Consider the following 20,840-nt stretch of genomic DNA (forward strand, 5'->3'; position numbering starts at 1 on the left):
GGAGCGGAAAACCGTACGACAGGCGGCGGTGTTTTAAAAGCGGGCGCGAACTTCGTTTCCGTCCGCGACGCCGCGGATTACACGACGATCAGCCGTACATTGTTTTCGGATGATAAATCTGCGCAAAGAATACGCACTATCATAGACAATGCAGATAGTCTGTCTTAATAATATGTAGACGGAGGGTATATGAAAACAACGATTGTACTGGAAGACGTAAAACTTAAAAAGGCTTTTGCCCTTACAAAAATTAAAACAAAAACCGAATTAATCGATGTTGCTTTAGATAATCTTATAAAGAGATATCAAATACAAAATATAAAGAAATATTTCGGAAAAAGCGATTTAAAAATCGATCTTGATTCAATGAGGAAAAGAGAACAATGATTCTCGTAGATACCTCGGTATGGATTAATTATTTTAAAGGTCGTGAAGAAGTAAAACGGCTCGATACGTTTATAGAAACCAATTCTATTGTCGTAAACGATTTAATTTTAGCAGAATTGTTGCCGTTTATAAATCAAAAGAAAGAATATGAATTACGAAATCTACTTTTAAATATTGAAAAAGTCGTCTTACATATAAATTGGAACGAAATTATTAAAATGCAGACGGAAAACTTGAAGAACGGTATCAATAAGGTCGGTGTACCGGATTTGGTTATAGCACAAAATGTAATACAACATAACCTATATCTGTATTCAATGGATAAACATTTTAAATTCATGAGCAAATTATTTCCGATCAAACTGATAGAATTTTAATCTCGTATGTATATTTGAAAACGGTATGACGGCTACACGACGATCAGCCGTACATTGTTTTCGGCGAGCTGTTCGGCGTATTCTCGGGGAATTCCCGAATCGGTGATGACCGTCGTAAAATCGCTTATCTTTGCGAACGAACATGTGCTCACCAAACCGAATTTCGACGAATCGATGAGGAGCACTTTTTCTTTGCTCGATTTGATGATCGCGTGTTTGAGCGGCGCGTCTTCGACGTATGCGCATGTCGGCCCCATTTCAAGTTCGTAGCCCGTCGCTCCGATAAAGGCGATGTTTGCGCGGTAGCGCTGTATCGCTTTGATCGATTCTTGGTCGTAAAAGACTTTCGGTTTATGCGAAAAGACGCCGCCCGGGGTAATGACGGTGCTGTTCGGCAATTTCGTCAAAATGCTGAGCGCGTTAAAGCTCGACGATATCGCGGTACACGAAAAATCGTTCGGCAGCTGTTCCGCTAAAAGTTGTACGGTTGATCCCGAATCGAAAAAGACGACGTCGTTTTGCCGGATAAGCGTGGCGGCTTTTTGCGCGATGAGCAGTTTGAGCGCTTTATTTTTTTGCTGCTCTTCATCCGCAATGTATGACGTATCGTTTTGTTCCGCACCGGAAACCGGTACGACGCCGCCGTACACTTGCGAAACGAGATTGTTTTTGCCGAGCAGCTGCATATCTCTGCGGATCGTCATCTCCGATACGTGTAAAAATTGCGAGAGTTGCTTAATTGTTAAAAATTGTGAATTTTTTATTAATTTTGCTTCTTGTATTTGCCGTTCGTTCAATAGTTTCATAACTTGCCGGTTGCTGTCACGGAAATACGGCTTCCGGCTCGTGTCTGCGAAGCGGCCGCTGTATCAGTTCATAGGTTATGCCGTATACCTCTTCCGTATCAAGATACGCAAAATGGCCGTCGCCGTCAAGCCCGAATCCGCCGCCTTCCATAACGACGGAAAAACCCGCTTTTCGTGCGGCTGTGAGTTCTTTTTGTATGTCGGCGACATAGATTCCCAAATGCTGAACGCCGTAGCCGTGTTTTTCGATAAAGTCGGTGTAAATCGTTTTTCCTTCAAGATTTTGTATAAGTTCGATCCTCGTTTTACCGAAATAACTGAGTGCAAGCCGCGCCTTAAAACGAGTCGGTTTTCCGTGATAATTCATAAACGAAAGCAGCGGCGCGCCGTACGTGTAGAACTTCCAGTCGCCGATCCCGAATTTTTCATAGTACGCTTTTACTGCAGCTTCGGCATCCGGTACAACGTAACCGATTTGCCCGATCGACAGATCCAAAAACGATGCTTTCATAAGTCCTCCGTTGTGATGTTGCGAAACGACGGCCGCTATTCGACGTTCGTGTGCCGTTTGATGATTTGTTCGGCCGGAATATCGCTGCTCATCTTTTCGATTATCGCCTCCCCGATGATAAAGACGATCTGCTCGAACAGCGTCCGCATCAGCTGTCGGCTGCAGCCGCCCGTTCCGTCAAGCGTATATGCAGCCGGAATGCGCAAGACGATGTCTGCGGTGCTTTTCGGGATAGGATTCGGCGACGCGGTAAATAAAAAGACATCGACGCCGATTTTTTTTAAGCGTTCCAGCACGGCAATGATAGAGGGCGTTTCTCCGGAACCGGATGCCGCGACGACGAGATCGCCTTTTTCAGCCGGCGGACAGGGGATATTTCCTGCGACAAAAGCATTGTATCCCAAGTGATTTAAACGCATGCAAAACGCTTCCAGCATGATTTTCGACCGCCCCGCACCTATGACGAACACGTTTTTTGCCGATCGTATCTTTTGAATGAGAATTTCCACTTGCGCGCCGTCGATTTGTGCAAACGTATCGGATATTTCGCCTATAATCGACATGCCGCATTGTTGTATCGTCATCGCGGAAGCCTCCTGTAGTAATAGAATAATAACATAATTATCACATATAATGATAATTATGTCAATAAAAAGTATTTTTTGGTAATATTTAAACTTTTTTGCTTGACATATTACCATTTTCATGTTTGAATATTAACATAACGGTATAATCCAGGATGACTAGAATGAAAAAACTTCGTATAGCGGGCGTCATACTTGCGCTTATTGCATTCGGTACGGCGACATTGGCGGCTACCGGAACTACGGATTCCGCCAAGAGCGGGAAAAGGGTGTTCGGTTTAACATATTGGGCTGCGAGCGATTTCTTTGAAACGATCGCGAATACCGTAAAAGCCGCGGCGGAAGCGAACGGTGATGAAGTTATCATTATCGAAGCACAGCAGGACAACTTGAAACAGCTTAACATCATTGAGGACTTTATTACCCGCGGTGTTGATGCTGTATTTTTAAATCCCGTCGATCGCGATGCGATCAAGCCGGCGCTTGTCAATTTACGAAAAGCCGGTATTCCTGTTATTAACTTCGATACTTCTGTTGCCGATTTATCCTATGTCAATTCCTATATCGCATCGGATAATGTCGGAGCCGGCGTCCTTTGCGCACAGGCTATCAATAAGCAATTCCCCGAAGGCGGAGAAATAGCGATTCTCGATTATCCTGCAAACAGCGCTTGTCTTGATCGTACCCAAGGTTTTATGAAAACGATCAATAAAAATTTTAAAGTCGTTGATCAATTCGATGCACAGGGTAAACCCGATCCGGGACTTGAAAAAGCGACGGATATTCTTACTGCACATCCGAATTTAAAAGCGATTTTTTGCGTAAACGATCAATGCGGTATGGGTGCTTTCGGTGCTATTCGAGCAGCTAATTCCAAAGTGGTCGTTGTCGGCGTCGACGGTGCGCCTGAATCAAAACAGGTTATCGTACAGGGGACGCAGTTTATCGGTACGGCGGCGCAATCGCCGATCGCGATCGGAAAAAAATCCATAGAAGTTGCATATAATATTCTTGCAGGGAAATCATACGAAAAAGAATTTTATGTTTCGACTTTTTGGATTGACAAAAACAATGCCGGAAAATATTTGAACTCTTGGCAATAAACGATTGATAATCGGCGGATTTTGTAAAAAGATTCGCCGATTTTTAAAAACTATAAAAATACGGCGCATGGCAATGCACGATACGGAAAATCGACAAGTAAAAGGGACGCTTGTCCTGGAAATGAAAAATATCTGCAAATCATTTCCGGGAGTTAAAGCGCTTGATAATATAAATTTTGACGTGCGTTCCGGAGAGGTTCACGCACTGCTCGGAGAAAATGGGGCCGGAAAATCTACGCTTATAAAAATACTCGGCGGCATCTACCCTGCCGACAGTGGGTCGATTTTTATTGAGGGCAAAGAAGTACATATCGCCGATGCGCATTCCGCGTTTTTGCACGGTATAAGCATCATTCATCAAGAACTGATGATTTTGCCGGAATTGACGATAGCTGAAAATATTTTTCTCGGCAAGCAGATAATGAAAAATCGTTTCTTTATCGATTCGCGTACGATGAATAAAGAGACGGAAAAGATGCTCGGCGATTTTGACTTGCATTTTTCGCCGACAATGAAAGCAAAAAAATTAAGCATCGCAAATCAACAGATGATAGAAATCATTCGTGCTATTTCGTTCGGTGCCCGCATAATAGTCATGGACGAGCCGACTTCCTCCATTTCGGAAAAAGAAGTTGCAGTTTTGTTTGAAACGATTCGAACACTGGTGTCGAAAAATATCGCGATTATCTATATTTCGCATCGTATGAACGAACTCAGCAAAATAACGGATAGAATCACCGTTTTACGCGACGGACAGTATATCGGTACGGTAGATACGAAAGACACTACAAATACAGAACTTATTTCGATGATGGTTGGACGAAAGTTGACAAACTATTATACGAAAGATGCGTCTCATGCCCGAGATGTTATTTTAAAGGTTTCGCATTTGAACGACGGAGAGCTGGTACGCGACGTAACATTTGATCTGCATAGAGGCGAAGTGCTCGGTTTTGCCGGTTTAATCGGTGCAGGCAGGTCGGAAACGATGAAGTGTCTTTTCGGTTTGACGGAAAAACGGTCGGGAGAAATCGAACTCGAAGGAAAACCGCTTTATATTTGTAACGTTAAAGATGCCGTAAAATTCGGATTCGGACTTGTTCCCGAAAACAGGAAAACGGAAGGTATCTTTCCTGTAAAAGATATTCTGTTTAATACGACGATAGAAGTGCTCGATTCTTTTATTCACGGAATTTTTGTCGACGCTGAAAAAGAAACGGAAACGGCGGAAAAATACAGTACAAAGATGAAAGTAAAAGCGACATCGCTTAAACAAGCTGTAAGCAAATTAAGCGGCGGTAATCAGCAAAAAGTGGTTATTGCTCGATGGCTTGCCGTAAATCCGAAAATATTAATTTTGGACGAACCGACACGCGGAATCGATGTCAACGCAAAAGCGGAGATCTATTTTATAATCAACGAGCTTGTCAAAAACGGTATGTCTATTATATTGATTTCTTCCGAACTTCCCGAACTTATCAATATGAGCGATAGGATCGTCGTGATGAGTAACGGTTTTGTTACAGGTATTTTGGATACGGATTTTACGCAAGAAAAGATAATGAAGCTGGCTGTGCAGGATATGTAAAACAACGTAGGGGTATAGTATGAGTGATGGCAAACTGTCAAATTTACAGCGCATACCGGGCTATGCGAATATTAAAGAGCAACTCGGGATTATAATCGGATTATTACTTTTATGCGTATTACTGAGCGTGCTTTCGAGCGTTTTTTTAACATCGAGAAATTTTTTCAATGTCCTCTTACAGCTTGCGAATAATATGTTTTTATCATGCGGTATGCTGCTTGTTATCTTAACGGGAGGTATCGATCTTTCCGTAGGTTCCACCATTGCGGTTACCGGTTGTTTCGTCGCCGGTTTTATCACAAATTACAATATGCCGGCTGCAGTTGCCGTTTTGCTGGCACTGCTTATCGGAGTTTTGATTGGGATTATAAATGCAAGCTTGATTTCTTTTACCGGAATACCCGCATTTATCATTACGCTTGCAACGATGAACATCGGACGCGGCGTTGCGCGGTTGTATACGAGTTCAAAAACGATAACCGTCGATAATGATTTTTTTGCATTTATCGGAACCGGTTATCTTTTTAACGTTGTACCCATCCAAGTGGTTTACATAATTCTCGTTTGCACGATTACGGGAATTTTATTAAATAAAACAAAATTCGGGCGAAGTCTCTATGCTACCGGAGGTAATCCTGTTGCGGCGTCTTTCAGCGGTATCAATACAAAACGGATAATTTTTACCGTTTACGTATTCAGCTCGCTTATGGCGGCGATTGCAGGCATTTGCCTGGCTTCACGGATGTACAGTGGCACATCAACGTCGGGACAGAGTGCTGAAATGGACGCGATTGCAGCTGTTGTTCTCGGCGGTACGAGTATGACCGGAGGCATCGGCAATTTATTTGGTGTTATCATCGGTGTTTTGCTTATCGCGATTTTGAGCAACGGGTTAAATTTACTCGGTATCGATTCATCGTGGCAGCTCGTCGTAAAAGGCATCGTTATCATCATTGCCGTACTGCTTGACTTTTTTAAGAAAAAACGCGAAATCTAAACTATCGGACACAGCTAAAAACGTGCCTGTGTTTTCGGAGATGCCATGACAGCAATAACGGAGATCGTATGTATTTTTTGGGAATAGACTGCGGTACGCAAGGAACAAAAGTCGTTATCTTCGATTCAGAAAAAGGAACGGTTTTATCAAAAGGCTATGCAAGACACGATATCATTGCGGATGATTGCGGGGTACGCGAACAGAATGCGATTTGGTGGATAGACGCACTTAAGGATGCCGTTCACCAAGCGCTTGCACAAGGCAATATCGACGGAAAAAAGATTGTCGCCTGTGCCGTATCAGGACAACAGCATGGACTCGTATTGCTGAATAAAAACGGAGACGTGATTCGTAACGTAAAATTATGGAACGATACGTCGACCGCATCGTTTAATGATAAGATCATCGATGAAATCGGTTCTACCGATGCGGTACGAGCCGAAATAGGTACGTCATTTCCCGTCGGGTTCACGGCAAGTAAAATACGATATGTATGCGAACAAGAGCCGGCTGTATGGGAACAGGCGGAGCACGTTTTACTCCCGCACGATTATATTAATTATTATTTAACCGGAAAATACGCTACCGAAAGCAGCGAAGCGAGCGGTACCGGGTACTACGACGTCGTACACAAATGTTATTCGGAAAAGATGATGAACGCTGTCGATCCGACGGGTAAACTTGTTCGGTGCATACCGCCGGTTATTCCGTGGAACGAACCCCTCGGTAAAATCACCGCCCGTGCAGCAAGCGATCTCGGGCTTTCGACGGATACGATCGTCGCTGTTGGCGGCGGTGACAATACAATGGGTGCGGTCGGAACTTCGGCAGTCGTTCCCGGACATTGTACGATGAGCTTGGGAACGAGCGGAACGGTATGTCTCTTCTCTCCGACGGTTAAAACAGGAACCGATAATCTTATCCAAGTATATGATGTACTTGACAGCTATCTTGCGACGGTATGTACGCTCAATGCAACGTCTGCGGCAAATATCGTGCAGGATTTATTTAACGTATCCGTGAAACAATTTGACGAGTATATTGAAAAAGCGCATCCGGGCAGCGAAGGTGTTTTTGTACTGCAATATTTCAACGGCGAACGAATGCCGCCGCTTCCGCATGCACGCGGACATATCAAACGGCTTACGATGCAAAATTGCAAGGCGGAAAATATTATCAGAGCGACGGCGGAATCCGTTATTTATACGTTGCGGTGGGGATACGATAAATTGTTGAAAAGTTTTCCTGCTCCCGAAAAATTCATTATTACCGGCGGCGGCGGCAATTCTGCTCCGTGGCGACAGATCGTTGCGGATGTATTCGATATGCCGGTACACGTCATGAAGAGCGATGAAGGTGGTGCATTCGGAGCTGCCCTTCAAGCCTTGCATATACTCGACAAAAGTAAAACGCTTTCGACATTTTGTGAACAATATATCGCTTTTGATGATGCAAAAAAAGCATTTCCCCGAGCGGATTCCGTTGAAAAATATAAAAGTTTTTTTGCGGAATTCAAAGAACTTGTTTCTTCTGAATATTCGATAGCGATGTAGACAAAGCTATATTTTGTACTATCCTAAAATCCGCGTTTCAGCTACAGCGATGTATGGAGGTATGCAATGGAACTCATGCTCGATACGGCAAACATCGACGAAATTACGGAAGGAATCGGCTGGCTGCCGGTTTCGGGCATCACGACGAATCCGACGATCCTAAAACGCGAACGGCCTGCGGATTTTTTTGCACATTTGAAAAAAATCAAAAGCGTATGCAAAAATATCTGTCCGCTGCACGTGCAGGTTTCCAGCGGCCGCTGCGACGAAATGCTCGACGACGCCGAGCGGATTATCCGAGAACTCGGCAGCGACACTTTCGTTAAAATACCGGTTACGCAGGACGGACTTGCGGCGATAAAAGCGCTTTCTGCGACGGGACGGCACGTCACCGCGACGGCGGTGTATTCGACGGTGCAGGGCGCGCTTGCGATGATGAGCGGCGCAAACTATATCGCGGTGTACTACAACCGGATAATGAACATCGGCAGCGATCCCGACCGCGTCATCCGCGAGCTTTCCGGCTTGACCGCGTCTTCGAACGGCGATTGTAAAATTCTCGGAGCAAGCTTTAAAAATACGGGACAGCTTGTCGCCGCGTTTGTAAACGGAGCGGAAAGCTGTACGGCAAGCTGCGATATTTTAAAATCGGGAGCGAACTTTGGTTCCGTCCGCGACGCCGTGGATGCGTTCAACAGGGATTGGAAATCGATGTACGGCGACAAGACGATCGCAAAATTATAAATTTGTTAATTATCAATCCGTTGCCGTGCTTTGTTAGAGAAGCGGTGCGAACACTCGGAATATGCGGCCGATGATGCGGCGGTGAGCCGGCGTCTTTTTGTATGTCGCTTTCGTTATTTCGGTGCTTTGTGCTTTCGTTTTTTGAAAGTCGGCTTCGATCTCCGCGACGACGGGATGCTTGTAGATAAACGCCGCGTCTTCAAACTGGTCGAAGAGGCTGCGGTAATCGAGATTGACCGAGCCGACGACGGCCGTCGTATCGTCGGAGATGAACATTTTCGCGTGAATGAAGCCGGGCGTAAATTCATATACGCGCACTCCGTTTTCGACGAGCGTATTGATAAACACGCGCCCCGTGCAAAACGTGATAAAGTGATCGATCGTATGCGGAACAAGCAGCGTTACGTCGACGCCGCGCCGTGCGGCAAAGATGAGCGCGTTCATCATTTGATTATCGATGATGACGTAGGGCGTCGTTATGTGCACATACCTTTTCGCCTGCGTAATAATATAATAATATACGTTTTCCGCGATATCCTGATTATTGTAAGCGTTGTCGCTGTACGGAATGACGATTCCCGGCACGTCGTATTTTTTATAGCGCAAGTCGAGATAGGTGTTGATATCCTCTTTCGTTTCGGTGACGATATCCCAGAGTTCCAAAAACATGCCGGTAAACGAGCGCACGGCCGGCCCCGACACGCCGATAACGGTATCTTTCCAATAACCGTATTTATGCGTTTCGTTGATGTATTGATCGCTTAAGTTGATGCCGCCCGTAAATGCCGTTTTCCCGTCCACAATGCAGATTTTTCGATGATCGCGATTGTTGAGATATGCGGTGAATATCGGTATGACCGGCGTAAAGATAGCCGCCTGCAAACCGAGCGATCGCAGGTATTTTTGATAGCTGCGCGGAGAAAGCGGCGCACAGCCGAAGCCGTCGTACATGATGCGAATTTCGACGCCCTCTTTACGCTTTTCAACGAGGGTGTCGAGAATCGTTCCCCACATAACGCCGGGAAAAATCGCAAAGTATTCCATAAAGATGAATTTTTTTGCAGCTTTCATCGCCCGTATCATTTCGGGAAAGGCGTCTTCTCCGCTCGGATAGTACGCGATACCGGTATGCGCATACGGCAAAAAAAATGCGGAATCTTCGAGATACATTATGATATCGCGTATTTCCGGATACGGGATGTTTTCGTTTTTATGTGTGGAATTAATAATTTTCCGTGCGGCGTTTTTATCCGCGCGGGAAATCTGCTTTTGCATTTTGCTTGTCAGCGTTTGATAGTGTACTAAAATATAAAAGCAGATTCCGCTCAACGGGAAGATAAAGATCGGAAGCAGCCATGCGAGTTTGTATTCGTTTTTGCTTTCCCGGTTTATTAAAAAGACAAAAAACACGACGCTCGCACAGAGGCTGACGGCAAGGAAGTATTCTATGGACGAACCGAGCCACAGAAAAAATCCGATAAACAGCAAAAGCTGCAAAACGAGCAGCAAAATCATAAAGATGATCCTGCCGTAGATCAGCGATTGCACGATCGGCATGGTAAGCCATTTGTGATATTCGCTGTCTTTACTCCGATCGATTTTTTTTCTTCTCTTTGCCGTCATATACCCCCGATTACCGGCTTTCCGTTAATTAATAATTTTCTGCGCGGATTTCAAAAAAGCTTTGCGGATGCGCGCACACCGGGCAAACGTCGGGAGCTTTTTTTCCGACGACGATATGGCCGCAGTTCCGGCATTGCCAAATTCGATCGTCGTCTCGCGAAAAGACGAGTCCGTCTTCGACGTTTTTGAGCAATTTCCGATAGCGCTCTTCGTGTGTTTTTTCGATAGCGCCGACCCCTTCAAAGAGTTGCGCGATTTTATCGAAGCCTTCGTCTTTTGCGACTTTCGCAAATTCGGCGTACATATCGGTCCATTCGTAGTTTTCGCCGGCTGCAGCGATTTTTAAATTTTCCGCCGTCGTACCGATGCCGCCGTTAAGCAGCTTATACCATATTTTCGCGTGCTCTTTTTCGTTGTGCGCCGTTTCTTCAAACAGCGCGGCGATCTGTTCGTATCCGTCTTTACGCGCTTTGCTTGCAAAATAGAGATACTTCGTGTGAGCTTGCGATTCTCCCGCGAACGCCGTTTTAAGATTTTCTTCTGTCTTTGAACCTTTCAGTTGTGCCATAGCAACCTCGAATAACATAATGTGAGCCGCACGCAGCGATTTTTACCGAAACGCCCGTCGCCGCGCGAACCGTTTTTTGCAACGCAAAAAACGGAAATGATAAAAAATTTTATCACGGCTTCGTTCAATGTACATAGCTTTTATAAATTATACTGTGAAACTTGACGTAAGAAAAGAGGCAAAGATGTCGACAATATAATAAGGCGGAATGATTTTGTATTCGGCGCACGCATTGCGCTATATTCGGTTTCAGTGTATCATAGCTGTAACAGTTGAGGGTGTTTTATGAAGATGATCGGAATCAAACTTGCGGACGGTTCGTTTTATCCGCTGCTCGAAGAAGGCGTTCCCGCAAAAAAAACGCTCGACTTGACGACGGCACGCGACAATCAAACCGCCATTATGGTCGATTTATACCGCTCGGAAACGTCTTCTATGGAAGACGCGGAGTATGCGGCGACGCTGCAGATCGACAATCTCGTCGCGCATCCGAACGGCGAGCCGGACATATCGTTTACGGTCGCTCTCGACGAAGAAAATAAGCTTTTTGCGGAAATCAACGATGGGGAATCCGGCGGGCACAATACGGTTACCGTATCGCTCGTCGAAGGTGCCGCGCCGCCGCATCCGAACGGCGGCGATCGATACGGACCTGCGATTACGTCGGGAGCTGCAATTGCGTCCGGCGGATTGATGCGCGCCGCTGCGGCGCAGGAAGACGTACCGATCGAAGCGCCCGATTTCAGCGATCTCGATTTGCCGGAAGAATTGGATTTAACAAAACCGGTTTCCGAGTCTGCTTCGGATGTTTCCGATGCGGCAAATGATACCTCCGGTATGTTGCCGGCAGACGATATGTTCGTGCCGCCTGAGATTTCTTCGACGGAAGAAACGGATGAAAGCGGTTCCGCTGCGGAATCATTTGATACCGTGTACGATGCGGATTTTGGCGATATCGATCTTTCGACGGCCGGCGCCGAGCGGCAGACAGAACAGGCGCTTGACGGTACCGTCGGTTCATCGGCGGCAGAAGATTCCGCAGGCATTGCGCTTGCCGATAATGCGGTGAGTGAAAGCAATGCGGCAGAATCGACTGTAGCTGCAGAATCGCCTGCAGTCGACGACAGCGACGACTTTCACTTCGATGCGGCCGACTTGCCGTCGTTCGATGAAGCTCCGTCTGCGCAAAGCGATGCCCGGGATACCGACGCGGCATCCGGCGATGATGCGTTTTCGGATGATTTTTTTGACGGTATCGATATGCCGTCAAAAAAAACCGACACTGCGACATGGAATATCGATTCGCTCGATGATCTGCAATTCGACGAAACCGATGATATACAAACAAAAGAGGGGACTACCGCTACGAAATACCAATCGGAAAAAACAATCAAAAGAAAGACAAAAGTGCCGGTGCTTATCTGCCTGTTGTGCGCATTAATCTGTGTTATTGCAACCATATTGATTTTGTTTGTGATACCGTCGAAATACAATGTGCTTTTATCGCGCGCTTCGCATGGAAGCGGCGCCGTCGTTTTGCCGCCGCGGGATACGCAGGCTCTTCCGCAGGAGACGGAGGTTTTGCCTGCAAAGACCGATGAAATCGTCGTTGCGCCGCGTGCAGAAACGGTTGCGCCCGTTCGTCCCACACCTGCTCCGAAATCGACGGGAGACGTTGCATACCGCATCAAATGGGGCGATACGTTATGGGATATAGCCGACGCGTATTATAAAAATCCGTGGCGCTATCCGCGGATCGCGCGGTACAACAATATCAAAAATCCCGATTATATCATTTCGGGAACGACGATACTCATTCCGGTAGAGTAATCGCCGTCTTGTAAAGAAGCTGTGCGGAATTCTCGTTTATTAAAATTATTAATCTGTTTTACGCTCTTCACTTTTGCCGTCGGTTTTTCGGGTTGCAGCGAAAGCGGTTTCGATTCGCTTCGCAGGCTGTACGGAGAAGATGCGAATTATTATATCGCGCTTCGGAAAAAAGCGGACGGCGAAGAAAAAGCGGCACGCCAGCTTTTTTTGCGATGCGCGAAAAAAGGCTCGTATTACGCAGCCCGCCGCAGCGCCGAAGCACTTACACAATTCGGTTCGGTGCAGGATCGGCTTTCGGCGTGCGAAAAACTTTTAGCAAACTATACCGACGAAGACGCGCTTTTGATCGCGTTGCGCGAATACGAAAACGCGGGCGAGTATTCGAAAATTCTCATTTTGACGGAGCCGATCGACGTTGCGTCGTGCAGCAGCGAAATCGCCCGCATTAAATTGAACGCGTTATTTAAAAGGAACAGCCGGCGTTTTGAAGACGAAGCGTACGTATGGTACACGTCGAGGGCGATGACGCTTTCGATGAATCGGTTGTATCAGGAAACGGTAACTGAAAATCTTCAATCGGCGAAAAACAAAATTATTAATTTTCGGATCGACGTCTATAATGCGAATTACAATTCGGCGTATGAGCGCTTTTCGGACATTATCGATATCACGGTAAAAAGCAAGGCGCTGCCGCTTACGGCGCAGATCGTTTCGGACATGGGAAAGGCCTGTCTCTACGGCAGCTCGAGCTATATAAAAAATGCGAAGATTTTCAGCGATATTGCGGCACATGAAAAGAACGATGCGGCCGTCGTCTACAATGCGTATTTTTATGCCGGCCGGCTCTACGATAAAGCCGATTCCGATTACGCGGCGGCGGCGGATCGTTTTGTCCGTGCCATGGACTGTGCGCCGACCGGTGCGCAGTACGACAATGCGCTGTGGTATCTCTTGAACGCCAGTCTGCGCGTTTCGGTCGATACTTCGATAGACGTGTTTAAAATCCATCGCGCAAAGATCGACAACCCTTCGTACTTCGACGATTTTTTCGAGCTCTTTGCGCCGCTGCTCCTTTCGCAATCGCGCTGGAGCGATTTTAAAAAAGTATACGACGCTATCGACGGCTACGCATCGGATGTGTCCGTCGGCCGCTTTGCGTATCTTTACGGACGGCTCGTGCAGGAAGGTTTGATTGCATCCGGCGAGCCGCGAACGGAAGCCGATAACGCGTTTCGTCGCGTGCTTTCGCTCGATTGCGATCTTTATTATAAAGCGCTTGCGACGGCAAAACTCGATCTTGACAGAGAAGAGGCGAAAGCTGCGCTGTATCGAACAAAAATTAATAAAAATTTTATAAAGGACGAAGCCGCCGAGCGGCTGCTTGCGGGTTATGCGCTTTTCGGATTGCCGGAAAAAATTTATCCCGAATGGCTTGCGTTTACTTCCGAAGGTAAAGCGATAAGTGTCGAATGCGCCGTTACCCTTTCGGATTTTTTAAATAAAGGGGCGTCGGGTACGGACGAATATTATACGCAGAGCCTTCGGATCGTCGCAAAAACGGCTGCGGAAAGCGATATGCCGTTCGGCGAAGACGCGTACCGGCTTTTATACCCGCGCAATTATGTGAAAGAGGTTTCCGCTTCGTGCGAAGCGTTCGGTATCGACGAGGCGATTTTGTACGCGCTCATCCGCACGGAAAGCTTTTTCAGCAATAATGTCATAAGCGCAGCGGGCGCGCGCGGTTTAACGCAGCTCATGGATTTGACGGCGGATGAAATCGCAATGCGCTTGAAACGAAGCGATTACAATTTGCTTGATCCTGCGACGAATATCGAATTCGGCGCATATTATCTCGCATATCTTACGAAGCGGCTCGACGGTTCGCCGCTCACCGCATTTTTCGCATACAATGCGGGAATCGGGCGGGTACGCCGCTGGATGAATAATTCGCATTTGGAACTCGGCCGACATACGGCAAGCGATTTGTTTCTTGAAACGATTCCGTATTCGGAAACGCGCGACTACGGACGAAAGCTTATCTCCGCTTCGGCGATGTACGGTATTTTGTACTACGATACGCCGGTTCAAACCGTTGTGAAAAAAATCACAAATCGATAAAATTACAGTATATTTATAGTATTAGGTTGAATGACGAAGTTTGAAAGTATCGGTTAATAAACTCATGCTTTCGGTGATAACCCGTCGGCACCGCTAGGAGATCGTATGGCAAACGAAAGACTTGAAGCTTCGATAAAAGAAGCGCTCGATATGTTCCGCCCGCAGCTGCAGGCTGACGGCGGCGATATGGAATATATTTCCTTGGATGAACAGAACCGCGTTCATTTAAAATTGGTCGGAGCCTGCGGCAGCTGTCCCATGGCGATGATGACGCTTAAAATGGGCGTCGAGCGATATCTCAAAGACGCGTGTCCGGAAGTGACGGAAGTCGTTCAGGATATGGATTGAGGAATCGAATATGTGCATTGCAAAAAACAGGATGGTAAAAATACACTATACGCTGAAAGATTCCGACGGCGTGTTGATCGATTCGTCTTCAGGGCTTGCTCCCTTCGAATACCTGCACGGAAACGGCAATCTGATTCCGGGACTCGAAGCGGAACTTGAAGGCAAAAATCCCGGCGATGCGTTTACGGTAACGGTTTTGCCGAAAGACGGTTACGGCGAATACGATCCGAAGCTGCACATAGAAGTGCCGCGCGATCAGTTCGACAACGGATCTCCGCTTGAAGTCGGTATGAAATTTCAAGCTCAGACTGCCGGCGGTCCCATGACGGTGACGATACAAAATATCACGGACAACACCGTTACCGTAGACGGTAACCACGAATTGGCGGGAAAGACGCTCGTATTCGATATTAAGGTTGTCGACGTGCGCGAAGCGACGGACGAAGAGCTCATGCCCGAGATGTCCGGCTGCGGCAGGAGCTGCAACGGAGGATGCGGAGGCTGCAGCGGCGGGTGCGGTTGATCGCGGTAATCCGAACGACCGCCGGCGTCACACTATGCCGAGCGCGCCGCACAGCGTTTTGAAATTTTCTTCTTCGGAAACGGCGTCGAGCGGAACGATCGTATCGACAAAGGATCGATAGCGCGCCGTCCGCTCGGTAAAAACGTCGTGAAAGACAGCGCGCACTTCTTCTTCGGTTTTCGGTTCTTTGCGCGCGATATATGCGGGCAGATTTGCGATCGAGCCGTCGTCGTTGAACTTTATCTTTTCCAGAATCCTGTCGAATGCGATTTCTTCGGAAACTTCGAGAAAAATAAACATTCCCAAATCACGCAAACGCATCAGCGCCGGAGCGTTGTCGCATATACCGCCGCCGGTCGCGATGACGATCTTTTTACCGGTACATTTTTTTTCGAGCACGCGGCAGATTTTTTCTTCGGCGCTCATGAATTTTTCCGGCCCGTAATCGAAGTATATTTGACGCGGCGTAAAACCCGTTTGCTTTGTGATGATCTCATCGATATCGACAAAGGGAAAAGAAAGTTTTTTTGCGAGGAGACGGCCTTGCGTCGTTTTTCCCGAATGTTTTATGCCGAAGAGGATGTATGCCGGATCAGGAGATGTTGTCATGCCGTCAGTATATTGCTTGTAATTGCAAAAGTCCATAACTTGCAGTATGCTTTTTATATGAATATCTACGCGCCGCTTGCGCTTTGCTTTGTTCCTCTCCTTATCATATTTTTGCCGATACACCGCTTCGGTCGCGTCGGGATAATCTCGATGCTGTATGCGGTGCTGCTCGGCTTGTTGGCTGTAGCGCCTATTTCGATTTTACAGTTTTACGCGGCGGATATTCCGTTTTTGCATTCCGATGATTGGATTACGCAGCTTTTACGCGCGATTTTGTTTAACGGACTCATCGAAGAATTTATTAAAATGATCGTCATGTTGTTTTTGCCGTCAAAGCGGCTGTCGCTCGGAAAGTTTTTTATGTGCGCGTGTATCTGCGGTATGAGTTTGGGCTGTTTTGAATCGGCGATTTATTTTTTGCAGCACTTGCAGCAGGCGAATACGATAGGTGCGCATCTCATCTACGTTCAGCTGTTTGAGCGAATGTTTACGAGCGATGCGGTGCATACTTTGTGTGCGGGATTGAGCGCTTTGTTTATTCGATCGGTAAAGCGGATGCGGATCGACATCGCCGCACTTTTGTTTGCGCCGCTGCTGCACGGTCTATACGATTTTTTCGCACTTTACGACGATTTTAAATGGTTTTCTATCGCGGCTATTTTATTTTTGGCCGTTCAATGCAGGATCAGCTATAGGATGCAATCGGACGAAAAGCAAAAAGCGGATATAAGGTCGAAAGCGAAAAAGACGGCGGAAAAAGAGATGACGAAAAAGGAAAACTCCGCGAAAAAATTGAAGGTTCGGTAAAGCGGAAAAAACGCTGATTAACGCAGCGGTCGGCGCGTAAAACGAGGGACCTTGGGCGTGTGTATTTATTGCAAGCGGCGCGGGAATCTTTGCGTTGTATGGTACGGATGCCGCATCGCAGCGTTGCAAAACCGCTGTAAAGGTTTGCAAAAACTATACCGGCGAGCGGTATATGGATTACCTCGCACGGTCATCGTTCGTGTTGACTTTCCGCATCCTTGCGATACAATGATGTGTGGAGGCATCGCGTTATGAAATTGACAAGCACGGCGTTTGCCGACGGCGAAAAACTGCCGAAAGAATTTGCAAAAATGGGGGCGAACCGCATTCCACCGCTGAAAATCGAAGGGGTGCCGAACGGGGCAAAGAGCCTTGCCCTTATCATGCACGATCCCGACGCACCGTGTGCGGGAGGATTTTATCATTGGACGCTGTGGAATATTCCGCCCGAGACGACGGCGATCGGGGAAGGTGCCGTTCCTCGCGGCGCCGTAGAAGGAAAGACGAGCTGGGGTACGAGCGGCTACAACGGGCCGCAGCCGCCGTTCGGTACGCATCGCTATATCTTTTACCTCTATGCGCTCGACGCGACGATCGATCTTCGCCCAGGCAGCGACGTCAAAGCGCTCAAAGATGCGATCTCCGGACACGAAATCGAAAGCGCATCGCTCACCGGTATGTTCGGCGCGCTGGATAATTTCAGAAAATAACGTTATCTTACGCGAACGAATCGACATACTTCGACGCAAAGCGACGGGGTATTAAATCCTCCGTACGAATAAAAAACGCGGCGCCGCTTTCAAAAAAGCAAACGCCGCGTTTTTTTTATGACTGTCAGCATACGAGCGGAGAAGGCTGTCAGCTGTTATAAGCTTTCAGCATCCACGCCAATTTTTGATATTCTTTTGTAAAACCGTTGAATATGTCGGCCGTCACGCCGTCGCCTTCTTTTTCCGCAAGTTCGACGATTTCTTTCGAATCTTTGATCCAATAGTCGGTGTCGGAAACGAGGGCGCGGATCGTCTCGTCGGCGGATTTCGGACCGCCGTCCAATTCTTTGATCGTCGCCATCGCAAGCGCTTCTTTCATATTTGAAACGGGATTGCCGCCGAGGGCGAGAATGCGTTCGGCAACTTCATCGAGGATGTCGTTCGCTTCGTCGTACAACTCTTCGAGTTTTGCATGAAGGGTAAAAAACTGAGTACCCTTTAAGTTCCAATGGAGATTATGTTTTTTGACATAATCGATCATCTGATTTGCAAGATACAGATTTAATTTTGATTCCAATTCTTTTGTCATATAAACCTCGTATTAAAAAACGTTTGAGTTTTATGCAATTTCAAAAAATTGCACTACGCTAACTTCATTTAAAATAATAAAAAAAACGGCAATCGTCAACCGTTCATTAAGGATAAGCGTGCGAGGTACTTGAACAGCAGGGATACTTTACCGTACATTTAAAGGGGGTGCGTGATGGCGAATGATTACGGTGTTCAGTCTATTGAACGGGCATTGGATATCATCGAAGCGGTAGCGGCAAATAAAAATTCCGCCGTACTGACGAAAATCGCCGAAAAAGTAGGTCTGCATAAAAGTACGGCATACCGCATTATTTCGACGCTGCTCAAGCGCGGTTATTTAAAAAAGAATGAAGACGGTACATATAAAATCGGATTGAAGCTTATCGAAGCGGTGAGCTATTATATCGACAGTTTGGAGCTGCAAACGGAAGTGCGTCCGTACATCGCACAGATTACGGCAAAGTTCGGGCTTACGTCGCATTTGGGCATTTTGGAAGGCGATAAAGTAGTTTATATCGAAAAGATGGATATATTTTCGAATATCAAATTGTATTCGCAAATCGGACTGCGTATGCATGCATACTGTTCTTCGCTCGGCAAGTGCCTTTTGGCAAATTATTCCAACACACAGCTCCGATCGATTATGGGAAGAACCGAATTCACGCGTTTTACTCCGAATACGATTACGACGATTGAAGCGCTGCAAAAAGAAATCGATTCGGTCAGGCAGCGGGGCTGGGCGATCGACAACGAAGAATTCGAAATCGGACACCGCTGTATCGGCGCGCCGGTATACGATTATCGGGGCGATATAATCGCGGCAATAAGCGCAAGCGGCAGCACGACCATACTCACCGACGAGCGGATTCCCGAAATAGTCGAATACCTGAAACAAACCGCCGCGGAGATTTCTCAAAATATGGGCTACGTGCCGTAAGACGGCGTTCATAAAAAAGGCGCTCGCGGATTTTATCCGAAAGCGCCTTTCGGAATTTTTATAAATTTTTTTAATTTTTTATTTTACGCTTCAATAATATTTTTCAGCACGACGGTTTTTACCTTCGTCATTTCGTTGAACGTGGACATGACGCCTTCAGTGCCGATGCCGCTGTGCTTCCACCCGCCGAAGGGCATTTCAAACGAGCGATAAAAACTCGCTCCGTTGATAACCGCTTCGCCCGCTTCCATCGCGTTTGCGATTTTAAACGAGCGTTTTTGATCACGTGAAAATACGCAGCTTGATAAACCGAATACGGAATTGTTTGCGATTTCGATCGCTTCGGCATCGGTATCGAATCCGATAATCGGTACGACAGGACCGAATATTTCCATGTCTTTTGCGACATCGGCCGTTTTCGGAACATCCGTGATGACCGTCGGTTCGTAAAAAGCGCCGTTGCGTTTTCCGCCCAAAACGATTTTGCCGCCCTGTTCGACGGTTTTTTGCACTTGCTTTTCAACCTGTATCGCCGCTTTTTCGCTGATAAGGCAGGCGATTTTCGTATCTTCGTCGGCAGGATCGCCGAATTTCAGCTGCTTTATTCTTGCAACGGTTTTTTTCGCGAATTCGTCTTTCAGCGAATTGTGAATGATAAAGCGCTTGCTTGCGCAGCATACCTGTCCGGTATTGTACATGCGCCCCCACACGAGCTCTTCGACCGCCAAATCGACGTCTCCGTCGTCCAGCACGATGAACGCGTCGTTTCCGCCCAATTCAAGCGCCGTGTGCGTAAGGTTTGCAGCCGCCTTTATCGCCGAATCGATTCCGACTTCGGTGCTTCCCGTCAGCGTAACCAAGCCGACCCGCTTGTCGGAAACGGCGTAACTTTTTACGGAGCCGGGAGCCGTAACGCACTGGATCGCACCGTCGGGTACGCCCGCTTCGACGAGCAGTTCCGTCAGCCGCATCAATGTCAACGGATTGTCGGATGAAGGCAGGACGAGCGCGGAGTTGCCCATCATCAAAGCCGGAGCGACTTTTTGGTCGAACAGGTCGCACGGAAAATTGAACGGAATGATGCACACGACGACGCCGACCGGCTCTCTGAGCACCAGCTGCATCGTTGTCTGCTGTCCCGCTTCCGTTCCCTGCGGAATGATCGTGCCGTAAAAGTGTTTTGCCCGCTCGATAAATCCGCTGAAGCCGATCGTAACGTTTCCGATTTCGGCTCTTGCTTCGGTTATGGGTTTGCCGTTTTCGCTCGACAAAAGCCGTGCCAAATCTTCGTGCGATTTTTGCACCAAGCTCAAGAACTTATACAACACTTCGGCGCGTTTAAAAACAGGTACTTTCGCCCATTCTTTTTGTCCGCGTACGGCCGCAGCGATTGCCGCATCCAAATCTTTTTCGTTTGCGCGCGGGACACTGTCGATCACTTTGCCGGTCGCAGGCGCGATTACGTCAAAGGTTTGACCGCTCGCGCTGTCGGTCTTTTTTCCGTTGATAATCATCTTCATAGTTGT

At 47.2% G+C, this 20,840-nt stretch carries 22 protein-coding genes; 14 read left to right on the forward strand and 8 right to left on the reverse strand.

All coding sequences use genetic code 11. The annotated features are described in order from the left end of the window. Positions 1-189: 189 nt before the first annotated feature. Both HMPREF0860_RS03160 and HMPREF0860_RS03165 read left to right on the forward strand, forming a co-directional pair. Positions 190-387 carry a type II toxin-antitoxin system VapB family antitoxin gene (locus tag HMPREF0860_RS03160; protein ID WP_021329616.1) on the forward strand — a complete coding sequence of 66 codons (198 nt, stop codon included), beginning with the start codon at positions 190-192 and terminating at the stop codon, positions 385-387. Then, positions 384-764, forward strand: coding sequence for a PIN domain-containing protein (locus tag HMPREF0860_RS03165; RefSeq protein ID WP_021329701.1), 381 nt, complete (start codon positions 384-386; stop codon positions 762-764). The genes HMPREF0860_RS03160 and HMPREF0860_RS03165 overlap by 4 nt, the downstream gene beginning before the upstream one ends. A gap of 32 nt (positions 765-796) precedes the next feature. On the opposite strand, the gene HMPREF0860_RS03170 is transcribed toward HMPREF0860_RS03165, so the two are convergent. From HMPREF0860_RS03170 to HMPREF0860_RS03180, 3 genes are read right to left on the reverse strand one after another with little or no spacing between them, the layout of a single operon-like run. Further along, positions 797-1,570, reverse strand: a complete 774-nt coding sequence (locus tag HMPREF0860_RS03170; RefSeq protein ID WP_021329728.1) for a DeoR/GlpR family DNA-binding transcription regulator — start codon at positions 1,568-1,570, stop codon at positions 797-799. 16 nt (positions 1,571-1,586) lie between these two features. Continuing rightward, entirely contained in the window at positions 1,587-2,081 is a 495-nt protein-coding gene (locus tag HMPREF0860_RS03175; protein WP_021329625.1) for a VOC family protein, read from the reverse strand. 35 nt (positions 2,082-2,116) lie between these two features. Then, a complete protein-coding gene (locus HMPREF0860_RS03180) occupies positions 2,117-2,665 on the reverse strand; it encodes an SIS domain-containing protein (protein ID WP_021329695.1) in 549 nt (182 codons plus the stop codon). 164 nt (positions 2,666-2,829) lie between these two features. Between HMPREF0860_RS03180 and HMPREF0860_RS03185 the strand changes: the two genes are divergently transcribed. The 5 genes from HMPREF0860_RS03185 (at position 2,830) to HMPREF0860_RS03205 (ending at position 8,650) form a co-directional block, all read left to right on the forward strand. Further along, positions 2,830-3,768: a sugar ABC transporter substrate-binding protein gene (locus HMPREF0860_RS03185; RefSeq protein ID WP_021329606.1), complete on the forward strand. Its 939-nt coding sequence runs from the start codon at positions 2,830-2,832 to the stop codon at positions 3,766-3,768. Between the two features lie 67 nt (positions 3,769-3,835). Then, positions 3,836-5,356 (forward strand): sugar ABC transporter ATP-binding protein, encoded by a 1,521-nt coding sequence (locus tag HMPREF0860_RS03190; RefSeq protein WP_231364288.1) that lies wholly within the window; start codon positions 3,836-3,838, stop codon positions 5,354-5,356. A 19-nt stretch (positions 5,357-5,375) separates the two neighbouring features. Next, on the forward strand, positions 5,376-6,353 hold the full coding sequence (locus HMPREF0860_RS03195; RefSeq protein ID WP_021329700.1) for an ABC transporter permease: 978 nt from the start codon (positions 5,376-5,378) through the stop codon (positions 6,351-6,353). Between the two features lie 68 nt (positions 6,354-6,421). Next, the gene (xylB, locus tag HMPREF0860_RS03200) at positions 6,422-7,906 is read left to right on the forward strand and encodes a xylulokinase (RefSeq protein ID WP_021329631.1); all 1,485 of its coding nucleotides are present in this window, start codon (positions 6,422-6,424) and stop codon (positions 7,904-7,906) included. A gap of 66 nt (positions 7,907-7,972) precedes the next feature. Then, positions 7,973-8,650, forward strand: coding sequence for a fructose-6-phosphate aldolase (locus HMPREF0860_RS03205; protein WP_021329659.1), 678 nt, complete (start codon positions 7,973-7,975; stop codon positions 8,648-8,650). Between the two features lie 33 nt (positions 8,651-8,683). Here the strand turns inward: HMPREF0860_RS03205 and cls are convergent, their stop codons facing one another. Beyond that, positions 8,684-10,273, reverse strand: a complete 1,590-nt coding sequence (cls, locus tag HMPREF0860_RS03210; protein ID WP_021329676.1) for a cardiolipin synthase — start codon at positions 10,271-10,273, stop codon at positions 8,684-8,686. A 28-nt stretch (positions 10,274-10,301) separates the two neighbouring features. Continuing rightward, positions 10,302-10,841 carry a rubrerythrin gene (gene rbr / locus HMPREF0860_RS03215; RefSeq protein ID WP_021329607.1) on the reverse strand — a complete coding sequence of 180 codons (540 nt, stop codon included), beginning with the start codon at positions 10,839-10,841 and terminating at the stop codon, positions 10,302-10,304. A 285-nt stretch (positions 10,842-11,126) separates the two neighbouring features. On the opposite strand from rbr, the gene HMPREF0860_RS13750 reads away from it, so the two are divergent. From HMPREF0860_RS13750 to HMPREF0860_RS03235, 4 genes are all read left to right on the forward strand, one after another. Continuing rightward, positions 11,127-12,671, forward strand: coding sequence for an Hsp70 family protein (locus HMPREF0860_RS13750; RefSeq protein ID WP_021329679.1), 1,545 nt, complete (start codon positions 11,127-11,129; stop codon positions 12,669-12,671). Between the two features lie 21 nt (positions 12,672-12,692). Next, on the forward strand, positions 12,693-14,789 hold the full coding sequence (locus tag HMPREF0860_RS03225) for a flagellar assembly lytic transglycosylase (protein WP_021329697.1): 2,097 nt from the start codon (positions 12,693-12,695) through the stop codon (positions 14,787-14,789). Between the two features lie 105 nt (positions 14,790-14,894). After that, positions 14,895-15,137 carry a NifU family protein gene (locus HMPREF0860_RS03230; protein WP_021329614.1) on the forward strand — a complete coding sequence of 81 codons (243 nt, stop codon included), beginning with the start codon at positions 14,895-14,897 and terminating at the stop codon, positions 15,135-15,137. A gap of 10 nt (positions 15,138-15,147) precedes the next feature. Continuing rightward, positions 15,148-15,660, forward strand: a complete 513-nt coding sequence (locus HMPREF0860_RS03235) for an FKBP-type peptidyl-prolyl cis-trans isomerase (RefSeq protein WP_021329646.1) — start codon at positions 15,148-15,150, stop codon at positions 15,658-15,660. 27 nt (positions 15,661-15,687) lie between these two features. On the opposite strand, the gene HMPREF0860_RS13755 is transcribed toward HMPREF0860_RS03235, so the two are convergent. Continuing rightward, positions 15,688-16,269: a shikimate kinase gene (locus tag HMPREF0860_RS13755; protein WP_162146989.1), complete on the reverse strand. Its 582-nt coding sequence runs from the start codon at positions 16,267-16,269 to the stop codon at positions 15,688-15,690. A gap of 57 nt (positions 16,270-16,326) precedes the next feature. Here HMPREF0860_RS13755 and HMPREF0860_RS13510 point away from each other — a divergent pair, with 57 nt between their 5' ends. Together HMPREF0860_RS13510 and HMPREF0860_RS03250 are read left to right on the forward strand one after the other, a co-directional pair. Continuing rightward, the gene (locus HMPREF0860_RS13510) at positions 16,327-17,076 is read left to right on the forward strand and encodes a PrsW family glutamic-type intramembrane protease (protein ID WP_021329702.1); all 750 of its coding nucleotides are present in this window, start codon (positions 16,327-16,329) and stop codon (positions 17,074-17,076) included. 251 nt (positions 17,077-17,327) lie between these two features. Then, positions 17,328-17,786 carry a YbhB/YbcL family Raf kinase inhibitor-like protein gene (locus HMPREF0860_RS03250; protein WP_021329647.1) on the forward strand — a complete coding sequence of 153 codons (459 nt, stop codon included), beginning with the start codon at positions 17,328-17,330 and terminating at the stop codon, positions 17,784-17,786. 148 nt (positions 17,787-17,934) lie between these two features. On the opposite strand, the gene HMPREF0860_RS03255 is transcribed toward HMPREF0860_RS03250, so the two are convergent. Then, the gene (locus HMPREF0860_RS03255; protein WP_021329745.1) at positions 17,935-18,375 is read right to left on the reverse strand and encodes a Dps family protein; all 441 of its coding nucleotides are present in this window, start codon (positions 18,373-18,375) and stop codon (positions 17,935-17,937) included. Between the two features lie 174 nt (positions 18,376-18,549). Here HMPREF0860_RS03255 and HMPREF0860_RS03260 point away from each other — a divergent pair, with 174 nt between their 5' ends. Then, positions 18,550-19,314, forward strand: coding sequence for an IclR family transcriptional regulator (locus tag HMPREF0860_RS03260; RefSeq protein ID WP_021329705.1), 765 nt, complete (start codon positions 18,550-18,552; stop codon positions 19,312-19,314). Between the two features lie 83 nt (positions 19,315-19,397). On the opposite strand, the gene HMPREF0860_RS03265 is transcribed toward HMPREF0860_RS03260, so the two are convergent. Continuing rightward, entirely contained in the window at positions 19,398-20,834 is a 1,437-nt protein-coding gene (locus HMPREF0860_RS03265; RefSeq protein WP_021329633.1) for an aldehyde dehydrogenase family protein, read from the reverse strand. Between the last annotated feature and the right edge of the window lie 6 nt (positions 20,835-20,840).

This window comes from Treponema socranskii subsp. socranskii VPI DR56BR1116 = ATCC 35536, from assembly GCF_000468115.1.
Lineage (GTDB): Bacteria > Spirochaetota > Spirochaetia > Treponematales > Treponemataceae > Treponema_D > Treponema_D socranskii.